We start from the raw sequence: 9,670 nt of genomic DNA, 5'->3' as shown, positions 1-9,670 counted from the left end.
GGGCGCGGACGGTCGCCCGGTTCGGGCGCGCGGCGGCGCTTGGTCTCGACGACCACGGTCTTTGAGCGGCCGTGGCTGAAGTTCTGCCGCACGGTGCCCGCGGGGACTGCGCCGCCGCCGCGGGGCTTGAGGGTCAGGGGCGCGCGGCCGCCACCCGCAGGGGCCGCAGACCCGGCGCCCGATCCTTGGGTCTCGCCGCCGCCGCCGTTCTCGTTATCGCCGTCGCTCATTCGCTCGCTTTACTCAACGCCGGGCCGTGTGCCGGGCAGTCATAAGGTTGCAGAAAGCCAGACGGACGCAGGCGTGTCACCGCTGCGCCCCTCACCCGGCCCCTCGCGCCAACCTGGAGGAAGGAGCGGGTCGAAACCGGCATACCGCTCGACGTCCACCGTCCAACGCTGCGCAGCCTGACCCGCCAGGAGGCCCAAGTGTATCACAGGTCCAAGCCCCAAGGCCAAACTCAATTCGTCCGAGCTGAAGGCGGCGACCACGCCGGGGGGCTTGTCGGTGCGCCCGATGCATTGGAACATCTTGCGCCGCCCGTCGGCCGCCCCGTCGCTGGCCTCGATCAGCCAGGCGGCGCGGCCTGACTCCACCGCCGAGGCCGTCTTCTCGAAGCCGGAGGTAAGATCGCCGGACCGTCGTGCAAGCCCGAGCGCGGAGAGCAGGCGCTGGCGAAGCAAGGCGGCCACCTGATCGGCGAGGTCGGCGGGGGGCCTGAGCTGGACCTTGGCCGAGCGGGCGAAAGCGTTGCGCTTCACCGCCTGCTCGACGCTGGCGCGGGTCGCCGCTATCCAGATGCCCCGCCCCGGCAGTTTGCGGGCGAGGTCCGGGACCACCCGCCCGTCCGGCGCAGCGACGAAACGCACCAGGCGCGCCTCGGCCATCACCTCGCCGGAGACCGCGTCGCGGCGCTCGCGCGAGGCCTGGGCATGGGTGGCGTGCGCTCGGGGGAGGGGCGGGGGCATGTCAGACATCTTGGCGGCCAACCTAGACGGTCCGGTCGCCGGGCGGGAGGGCCGGTTCTCCTCTCCTGCGCACGCATGTGAGGTGGCGCGGTGCGGATACGCGCCGGGACGGAGGGGGCGTCACCGCTTGCTGTTGATCCACAGGCGCCCGCGACGCCCCCTCCACCCCTCTACGCGCGGTCCCCCTGCCCGCTTGCGCGGGAGAGGAGAAGATACCGCTAGGCCGCGAGCCGCTGCACCAGCGCCGCCCGCGCAGCGGAGCAGGCCGCTTGCAGAGCGGTGAAGGCGCCGTCGGCCGAGGCGCCGGCCTTCTGCGCCGTCTCCACCGCCTGGCAGGCGCGAGCGGCTTCCACATAGCCCAAGGCGCCCGCCGCGCCGCGCAGGCTGTGCGCCAGCCGCGACAGGAAGGCGGGATCGGTGTCCAGCGGAGTGGAGAGGATCTGCACCATCTGGGCGTCCAGGCTGGCCAGCAGGCCGCGGATGGGGCCGGGGCCGATCTGGGCGGTCAGGTCGTCAAGCACGGGGTTCGGCGCCAGGCTGGCGGATGTCGCGCCTGAGCCGTTGGCCCACTTCAGCACCATGGACTGCAGGTCCTCGGTGACGAAGGGCTTGGCCACGTGGTCGTTCATGCCGGCCCGGCGGCAGCGCTCGATCTGCTCCGGCAGGACGTTGGCGGTCAGCGCCACGATGGGCGTGCGCGAGGCCGCGCCGCCGAGACGCCGGATCATGCGCGTCGCCTCCAGGCCGTCGAGCACGGGCATCTGCATGTCCATCAGGATCAGGTCGAAGCCGCCCGCGGCCGCGGCGTCCAGGGCCTGCTCGCCATCGCCGACCACCACAACCTCGCAACCGAGCGGGGCCAGCATCAGGCGCACCAGCTCCTGGTTCACCGGCACGTCCTCGGCCACCAGCACCCGCACCGCCGGCAGCGGGCCTGCGCCGTGGGCGGGGTTCGCCATAGCCGGCAGGAGGTCCGCTTCCGCCAAGGCTTCGGCGGCGGGCAGGTTTACGCGCACCTCGAAGGTGGAGCCGTGGCCGAGCTCGCTCCACACCTCGATGGTCCCGTCCATCGCCTCCACCAGGCGCTTGGAAATGGCCAGGCCCAGCCCCGTTCCGCCAAACCGGCGGGAGATGGAGCCGTCCGCCTGGTTGAAGCGGTGGAACAACCCTTCGATCTGGTCGTGGGCGATGCCGATGCCGGTGTCGCAGACCTGGAACACCAGCTGCACCCGCCCGTCTCTCCGCCGCGTCTGCAGCGCCAGCCGCACCTCGCCCTGCACGGTGAACTTCACCGCGTTGGTGAGCAGGTTCATCAGCACCTGGCGCAGGCGGTCCACGTCGCCCACCGCCAGCACTTGACGATCGAGAGGGTAGTCGACCACCAAGGACAGGTGCTTGTCGATGGCCTGGGGGTGGGCCAGCGCCACCAGGTTTTCCATCAGCCGCACGGGCGAGAAGGGCCGCGGCGACAGCTCCACACCCCGGCTCTCGATGCGGGAGAAGTCGAGCACGTCGTTGACCACGGTGAGCAGGCCGCGACCGGCCTCCTCGATGCGCATCAGCTGGTGGCGGTGCTTGGGCGCGAGGTCGCCGTCGCGCACCAGCACGTGGGTGAAGCCGATGATGCTGTTCAGCGGCGTGCGCAGCTCGTGGCTCATATTGGCGAGGAAGTCGGACTTGGCGTTGGACGCGGCGTTGGCGGCCTCCACGAGGGAGGCCTGCTCGGTGACGTCCTGGAACACGCCGAACAGCGAGACCGCCTCCCCCGCCTCGTCCAGCTCGCACATGGCGCGGGCGGCCACCCGGCGCAATGCGCCATCGGCCCGGCGCAGCCGCAGCTCGAAGCTGAAGTGACCCTTGGTGGCGAAGGCCTGCTCCACCGCAGCCGCCACCTTGGCCTGGTCGTCGGGATGGTAGAAGCCGACTCCCGCCTGCAGGTTCGGGTTGAAGCTGTCCCGCTCCAGCCCGTGGATCCTGTAGACCTCGTCCGACCATGTGGTGTGGAAGTCGCGGCGGCGGAGGCTCCAGTGGCCGACGCCCGCCATGGACTCGGCCAGCGACAGCAGGCGTTGGGCCTCCACCACCTGACGGGCGGCGCGGCGCAGCTCAAGCTCGTCCACCACCAGCTCGGCCAGCACCTGCAGCCGGCGGCGGTCGCGCGCGCTCACATCGCTGCGCGGCCGGGTGTCGAAGACGCAGAGCGCGCCCAGCGCATGGCCGTCGCGGGTCACCAGCGGCGCGCCGAGATAGAATCTGAGACCTCCCGGCGCGGTGACGAAGGGGTTGTCGCGAAAGGCTGGATCGAGCCGGGCGTCTTCGACCAGGAGGGTGTCGCCCGCCCCGACCTTCACCGTAGTGTTGCAGAAACCCATGGCGCGAGGCGTCTCGACCGCGATGTCGCCCACGCGCGCCTTCATCCAGGCGCGTTCGGCGTCGATCAGGGTGATGCCGGCGTTAGGGGTGTCGAACAGCTCAGCCGCCAGGGCTGTGATCTTGTCCAGCTGAGGGTCGGCGGGCGTGTCCAGCACGTCATAAGCGTGCAGAGCGGCCAGGCGGCCCTGTTCGGCGTCCATGGAGTCGTGTCGCTCGCGGTCAGCTCTTGGCGCGGCCCGATGCGCGGCTCCATCCATCATCGGACGAACGGGTTACCGTATGGTAGTCGTCCAGCCACACAGTGTCGGCATCCACCAGGATGCGGCGCACCTTGGCGCTGAGGTCCTGGGCCCGGAAGGGTTTCAGCATGTAGCCGGCCGCGCCCAGCTCGCGGGCCTTGCCGACGTAGTGGCTGTCGTCTTCCGCGGTCAGCACCAGCACGGGCATGCCGGCGCAGACCTTCTGCTCGCGCACGATCCGCAACACCTCCAACCCGTCCAGGCCCGGCATCTGCAGGTCGAGCAGCAGCAGGTCCGGCGGGTTGCGCTGCAGGGCGACCAGCGTCTCGCCGCCGGTGGCCAGCACCTCCACGTCGTAGCCAGCCTGCCCCAGCACCGCGGCGATCAGCTGGGTCACCACCGGATTGTCGTCCACTGCTACGATGCGATAAGCCATCGCCCTCGTGCTCCCCATGCGCCGGATGGAGTTCCAGCCGTACAGCTTTGTCTCGCGTCACGGTTAACGCAGACCTTACGCGCGCGACGTTGCAGGGCCGGACCTCGCGGGCTAAGCGCGGGCATGAGCGCACGCCTGGACCCCGTCGAGCTGGCCCGCGACCTGATCCGCCGCCCCTCCGTCACCCCAGCCGACGCGGGCGCCATGGACGTGCTGCAGCAGGCGCTGGAGGCACTGGGCTTCGCCTGCCGCCGGCTGAAGTTCGGCGAGATCGAGAACGTCTACGCCCGCTACGGGACCGCCAGCCCCAACTTCTGCTTCGGCGGCCACACCGACGTGGTGCCGGTGGGCGACGCCGCGGCCTGGAGCGAAGGCCCTTTCGCCGCCGACGTGGTGGGCGGGGTGCTCTACGGCCGGGGCGCGGTGGACATGAAGGGCGCGGTGGCCGCCTTCGTCGCCGCCGCCTCCACAGTGCTGGCCGACGGGCCGCCGCGCGGCTCGATCTCGCTCTTGGTGACCGGAGACGAGGAGGGCCCGGGCCACGACGGCGCACGGCGCATCGTGGACCTGCTGACTGCAGAGGGCGAGCGGGTGGACCACTGCCTGGTCGGCGAGCCGACGTCCTCGGCCGAACTCGGCGACATGATCAAGGTCGGCCGGAGGGGCAGCCTGAACGCGGTGGTCACGGTGGTGGGCGTGCAGGGCCACGTGGCCTACCCCCACCGCGCCGCCAACCCCGTGCCGGTGCTGCTCGAGTTCCTGCAGCGGCTGCGGACCCGCAAGCTCGATGACGGCTACCCGGAGTTCCAGCCCTCGCGCCTGGAGGTCACCGACCTGGAGGTCGGCAATCCGGCCCACAACGTCATCCCCGCCCGCGCACAGGCCCGGCTGAACATCCGCTTCAATCCCCGCTGGAAGGGTGCGGAGCTGTTGACGTGGCTGGAGGAGGAGCGGGCTCGGGCGGATGCGAGCTTCGCGGGGACCGTCGCCCTGGACATCAAGATGTCCGGCGAGGCCTTCTACACCGAGCCCGGCGCCTTCGTGGACCTGGTGGCCGCCGCGGCCGAAGAGGCCACCGGGCGCAAGGCCGAGCTGTCCACCTCCGGCGGCACCTCGGACGCCCGCTTCATCCGCGCGCTCTGCCCCGTGGTGGAGCTGGGGCTGGTGGGGACCACCATGCACATGGTGGACGAGCGCACGCCGGTGGCCGAGCTCCACGCCCTGACCCGCGTCTACGAGGGCGTGCTGCGGCGCTACTTCAAGACCTTCGGCGCGGCCTGAGCGGTGCTCGCCCTGACCCTGGAGGCCCGCGCGGCGGCGACGGGCATCGTGCGGCTGGTCCGGGGCGACCCCGCCTGGGAGCAGGGCTTCGACTTCACCCCCGGCGGCTTCGTGCGCTCCTTCATCGGTCCGATACTGGCCTTGCCGCTCTATGTCGCCGCGGTGGCCCTGGTGGAGCACGCGCCCTCCAACGCCGCGCTCTGGCAGGCGTCGCTTGCGCACGTGCTGGACGCCTTCGGCTTCCCGCTGCTGCTGGCGATCATCTCGGGGCCGATGCGGTTCAAGGCCGGGTACACCGCCTTCGTCATCGTGAACAACTGGGCGGCGCTGTATCTGAACGTCGCGCTCCTCGCCGCATCGCTCCTCGCCCTGCTCGGGCCTTCAGGCGAGCAGGCCTTCAGCCTGTGCAGCCTGTTGCTGCTCTGCCTGTCTGTGCTGATCACCTGGCGCATCGCCCGCGAGACCCTCAGCCGCGAGCTCGCCCCTGTGGTGCTGGTGGTGGTCCTCTCGCTGGCCTGGGGCGCCTTCGCCGACGTAGGCGCGGGCCGGCTGCTTAGCTGAGACGCTCAGCCGTACTCCACTCCCGTCAGATACAGCCCCTGCGCCGGGGCCACCTGGCCGCAGGCGCGGCGATCCCGCGCCGCCAGCGCTTCCCCCAGGCGCGCCACCGTCCAGCGGCCGGCGCCCACCTCCACCAGGCTGCCGGTCATGGAGCGGACCTGCCGGTGCAGGAAGGAGCGCGCGGCGAAGCGCAGCCAGACCTCCTCCCCGACCCGCTCGACGCTGGCGAGGTCCAGCGTCTTCACCGGCGACTTCGCTTGGCATTGCATGTCACGGAAGGTGGTGAAGTCGTGCGTCCCCAGAAGCTGGCGGGCGGCTTGCGCCATCGCCTCGATGTCCAAAGGCGTCTTCACCCACCAGGCGCGCGCCCGCTCCAGCACCGGCGGCGGCTTGCGGTCGATCACCCGGTAGAGGTAGCGCCGCCCCACGGCGGAGAAGCGGGCGTGGAAGTCGTTGGGCGCGACCTCCGCCGCTAGCACCGAGATCGGCTCTGGGACGAGATGGGCGTTCAGCGCGTCGCGCACCACGTCAGGGCGCCACGCCTTGTCCAGCTCGATGTGGGCGACCTGGCCCGTGGCGTGGACGCCGGTGTCGGTACGGCCGGCCACGTGCACGCGCGCCGAATGGCCGCAGAAACCTGCGATCGCACGCTCCAGCGAAGCCTGCACCGAGGGTACGCCGTCCTGCAGCTGGAAGCCGCGGTAGGGGCCGCCGTCGTATTCGAGGGTGAGCTTATAGCGGGGCACGGGCGCCCCCTTGATGCTCCTTTCCCGCGGGATTGCATGCGCCGCCAAGTCTTATCTCCCCCTGCGAAGCGGGGGGAGGGGACCAGGCGAAGCCTGGTGAGGGGGGCGTCGCCAGCGCCTGCGCGCCAACCGCCAGCGGCGACGCCCCCTCCGTCACGGCGCTTTGCGCCGCGCCACCTCCCCCGCTGCGCAGGGGAGGAGACTGGCCTGCGCCATCCGCGACCTCCGTCTTCCAACAGGGGAGGATCAGGACGCTCCTCATCCCAGCCGTGTTCCGGCCGTCAGTGGCAGGCCGCGGAGGAAGGTCTCGGCGTCTTGCGGGCCCTTGCCCTCGCGCTGCAGCCGCAGCAGGCGCACCGCACCCTCGCCGCAGGCGACGCGCAAGCCGCCGTCCAGCACCTCGCCCGGAGCGCCGCCACCCGCCTCGACCCGGGAGAGCAGCACCTTCACCCGCACCGGCCCGCGGGTCGACGGGGCGTCGAACCAGGCGCCGGGATAGGGCGACAGGCCGCGGATGTGGGCGTCCAGCTCAGCGGCGTGGCGGGTCCAGTCGATCCGCGCCTCCGCCGGCTTGATCTTCCTGGCGTAGGTGACGCCCTCAACCGCCTGGGGCGTCTCCACCGCCGTCCCCGACCCGATCGCGGCGAGCGCCGGCGGCAGCAGCGCCGCGCCGGCTTCCGCCAGCCTGGCCTGCAGGGTCGCGGCCGTGTCGTCCACAGCGATGGGCACGGTGGCGGAGAGCAGGACGGGCCCCTCGTCCAGCCCCTCGCTCATCCGCATCACCTGAACGCCGGTCACCGCGTCCCCGGCCATGATCGCCCGCTGGATGGGCGCCGCGCCCCGCCAGCGCGGCAGCAGGGAGCCGTGCAGATTGAAGCAGCCGAGCCGCGGCGCCTCCAGCACCTCGCGCACCAGGATCTGGCCGTAGGCGACCACCACCGCCGCCTCCAGCTCCAGCGCGCGGAAGCCGGCGATAACGTCGGCCGCCTTCATGGAGGCCGGCGTACGAACCTCCAGCCCCAGGCCCTCGGCGAAGGCGTGAACTGGCGAGGGCTGCAGCGTCTGGCCCCGGCCACGGGGCCGCGGCGGCTGGGTGTAGACGGCCGCCACCTGGTAGCCGCTGGCGACCAGCGCGGCCAGGGCTCGGACGGCGAAATCGGGGGTGCCGAGGAAGGCCAGGCGCATGGCGGCGGTTGTTAGGGCGCCCGGACGCCGCCGTCACGTCTCGCCGCAGGGCCGGCGCGGGCGCTATGCTGCACGCGCACCGCCCGAAAGCCGCAGCCTTGACCGCAAAGCCCACGATCCTCGTCATGCAGCCCCACCTGGAAGGGATTGCGGCCCAGCTGGATCCCGGCTTCACCGTGCTGCGCGCTTGGGCCGCCCCCTCGCCCGAGGCGGAGCGCGAGGTGCTGGCGGTGGTGGTCGCGGGCGAGTTCGCCCTGGACAAGGCGCGGCTCGAAGCCATGCCGGCGCTGAAGCTGATCGCCTGCTTCACCTCAGGCTATGACGGCATCGACGTGGCCTGGGCGCGCGGGCGCGGGCTGGAGGTCACCCATGCCCTGGGCGTCAACCACGAGGACGTGGCCGACCATGCGCTCGGCCTCATCCTCGCCTCGCGCCGCCGGATCGTGGAGGGCGACCGCGAGGTGCGGGACGGCGGCTGGAGCGTGCGCCACAAGACCCTAACATCTTCGCTGAAGGATCAGAAGCTGGGGCTGGTCGGGCTCGGCCGGATCGGGGAGGCGCTCGGCCGGCGGGCGGACGTCATGGGCATGGATACGGCCTGGTGGGGACCGCGGCCGAAGCCTGGAGCGTCCTGGCCGCGCCGGGACAGTCTGCTGGCCCTGGCGGACTGGGCCGACATCCTGGTGGTCGCCAGCCGCGCCGACGAATCCAACCGCGGCCTGATCTCCGCCGAGGTGATGACGGCGCTGGGGCCCCGAGGCCTGCTCGTCAACGTGGCCCGGGGCCAACTGGTGGACGAGGACGCCCTGATCGCCGCCCTTGCGGCTGGGACGCTGGGCGCCGCTGCGCTCGACGTCTTCGCCGAGGAGCCCAGTCCGGCGCGCCGCTGGGCCGACGTGCCGAACACCGTCCTCACCCCGCACACGGCGGGCGCGACCCGCGAGGCGGTGAGGGGAATGCTCTTGATGCTGAAGGCCAACCTGGACGCCGTGCTGGGTGGCGCCGCGCCGGTCACCCCGGTGGAGGGCTAGCCCTCCCCTACACGGGGGGGAAAAAGCCGGTCAGACCTTCACGGCCTCCGCCAGCGCCGCCCGTCGGCGCGCTTCCGCCGCGTCGCTGTGCAGGAAGGTCAGCAGCACATAGCGGCTGCCGCGGCGCACGGGCGCGGCCTCGTGCAGCAGGCTGGCGGAGAAGGCCAGAGCCGCACCCGCGGGCGGATTGTGGCGGTGGTCGTTGTACTCGGGGAACAGCAGCTCGCCGCCGGTATACTCGCCGGTGTTCAGGTTCACCGACACCGCGAACTCGCGATAGGCCAGGTGTGCGGAGCTGTTGTCACGATGGCGGCGGAAATAGCCGCCGGTGTCGTCGTAGCGGGCCACCAGGATGCGATCCAGGTGCGCCACCTGCACCTGGAAGGCCTTGGCTATTTCCGGAACCAGACGTGCGGCCAGCGCCGCCACCACCTCGGCGTGCAGCGGCTCCACAGGGTCGAGCGTCAGGTCGCGGCGGTGCTTCCTGGCGGCGTAGATCCGGCTGATGGCCGCGCCATCCGCGTCCACAGAGGCCATGGCGCCCTCCACATGACGGCCCGCCTCGAAGCGGGCGATCAGCCGGGCGCAGGCGTCGGCGTCCAGCAGGCGCGGCAGGATCAGGACGGGCGCGGGCATGACGACCTCGCGCGCCGGTTCGGCGGCGAGCCGGTCCAGGGCCGTCAGGGCGGCGTCCACCCCGTCCGCCTCGCCCCGCGGGTCGATCTGCGCCACGAGCCGGAGCGACCGGTCGGCCACCAGCACGGCGATCCCCTCGTCGGCCGCCTGGAACAGCTCGGACGCCATGACATGCGCCAGCTCGACGCCCGGCGGCGTCGAGGCCGTGGCCCAG

Annotated in this window: 10 protein-coding genes; 3 read left to right on the top strand and 7 right to left on the bottom strand. The window is 71.9% G+C overall.

Annotated features, from left to right (window positions below; all coding sequences use genetic code 11):
• The 4 genes from HUV06_RS11880 to HUV06_RS11865 form a co-directional block, all read right to left on the bottom strand.
• On the bottom strand, positions 1-230 hold a 230-nt coding region (locus tag HUV06_RS11880), incomplete at its 3' end, for a translation initiation factor IF-2 associated domain-containing protein (protein ID WP_174301479.1).
• 39 nt (positions 231-269) lie between these two features.
• Entirely contained in the window at positions 270-977 is a 708-nt protein-coding gene (locus HUV06_RS11875; protein WP_174301478.1) for an RNA-binding protein, read from the bottom strand.
• Between the two features lie 209 nt (positions 978-1,186).
• Entirely contained in the window at positions 1,187-3,541 is a 2,355-nt protein-coding gene (locus HUV06_RS11870; RefSeq protein WP_174301477.1) for an ATP-binding protein, read from the bottom strand.
• Between the two features lie 19 nt (positions 3,542-3,560).
• On the bottom strand, positions 3,561-4,016 hold the full coding sequence (locus HUV06_RS11865; protein WP_174301476.1) for a two-component system response regulator: 456 nt from the start codon (positions 4,014-4,016) through the stop codon (positions 3,561-3,563).
• Between the two features lie 123 nt (positions 4,017-4,139).
• Between HUV06_RS11865 and dapE the strand changes: the two genes are divergently transcribed.
• Together dapE and HUV06_RS11855 are read left to right on the top strand one after the other, a co-directional pair.
• Positions 4,140-5,297 (top strand): succinyl-diaminopimelate desuccinylase, encoded by a 1,158-nt coding sequence (dapE, locus tag HUV06_RS11860; RefSeq protein WP_174301475.1) that lies wholly within the window; start codon positions 4,140-4,142, stop codon positions 5,295-5,297.
• A gap of 3 nt (positions 5,298-5,300) precedes the next feature.
• Positions 5,301-5,858: a hypothetical protein gene (locus HUV06_RS11855; RefSeq protein WP_174301474.1), complete on the top strand. Its 558-nt coding sequence runs from the start codon at positions 5,301-5,303 to the stop codon at positions 5,856-5,858.
• Between the two features lie 5 nt (positions 5,859-5,863).
• On the opposite strand, the gene truA is transcribed toward HUV06_RS11855, so the two are convergent.
• On the bottom strand, positions 5,864-6,604 hold the full coding sequence (gene truA, locus HUV06_RS11850) for a tRNA pseudouridine(38-40) synthase TruA (RefSeq protein WP_174301473.1): 741 nt from the start codon (positions 6,602-6,604) through the stop codon (positions 5,864-5,866).
• Positions 6,605-6,862: 258 nt separating this feature from the next.
• On the bottom strand, positions 6,863-7,789 hold the full coding sequence (gene fmt / locus HUV06_RS11845; RefSeq protein WP_174301472.1) for a methionyl-tRNA formyltransferase: 927 nt from the start codon (positions 7,787-7,789) through the stop codon (positions 6,863-6,865).
• Between the two features lie 98 nt (positions 7,790-7,887).
• Between fmt and HUV06_RS11840 the strand changes: the two genes are divergently transcribed.
• Positions 7,888-8,820 (top strand): 2-hydroxyacid dehydrogenase, encoded by a 933-nt coding sequence (locus HUV06_RS11840; protein WP_174301471.1) that lies wholly within the window; start codon positions 7,888-7,890, stop codon positions 8,818-8,820.
• A gap of 30 nt (positions 8,821-8,850) precedes the next feature.
• Here HUV06_RS11840 and HUV06_RS11835 read toward each other — a convergent pair.
• On the bottom strand, positions 8,851-9,670 hold an 820-nt coding region (locus tag HUV06_RS11835; protein WP_174301470.1), incomplete at its 5' end, for a 2OG-Fe(II) oxygenase.

It is taken from the genome of Caulobacter sp. S45, assembly GCF_903642205.1.
GTDB lineage: Bacteria > Pseudomonadota > Alphaproteobacteria > Caulobacterales > Caulobacteraceae > CAHJWH01.
The sequence above is the reverse complement of the archived record's forward strand: the minus strand, read 5'-3'. Positions and strand labels throughout refer to the sequence as shown.

Coding starts and splice junctions, on each gene's coding strand:
- fmt (WP_174301472.1), bottom strand. CDS start 7,789: ATGCGCCTGGCCTTCCTCGGCACCCCCGATTTCGCCGTCCGAGCCCTG.
- HUV06_RS11865 (WP_174301476.1), bottom strand. CDS start 4,016: ATGGCTTATCGCATCGTAGCAGTGGACGACAATCCGGTGGTGACCCAG.
- HUV06_RS11870 (WP_174301477.1), bottom strand. CDS start 3,541: ATGGACGCCGAACAGGGCCGCCTGGCCGCTCTGCACGCTTATGACGTG.
- HUV06_RS11875 (WP_174301478.1), bottom strand. CDS start 977: ATGTCTGACATGCCCCCGCCCCTCCCCCGAGCGCACGCCACCCATGCC.
- dapE (WP_174301475.1), top strand. CDS start 4,140: ATGAGCGCACGCCTGGACCCCGTCGAGCTGGCCCGCGACCTGATCCGC.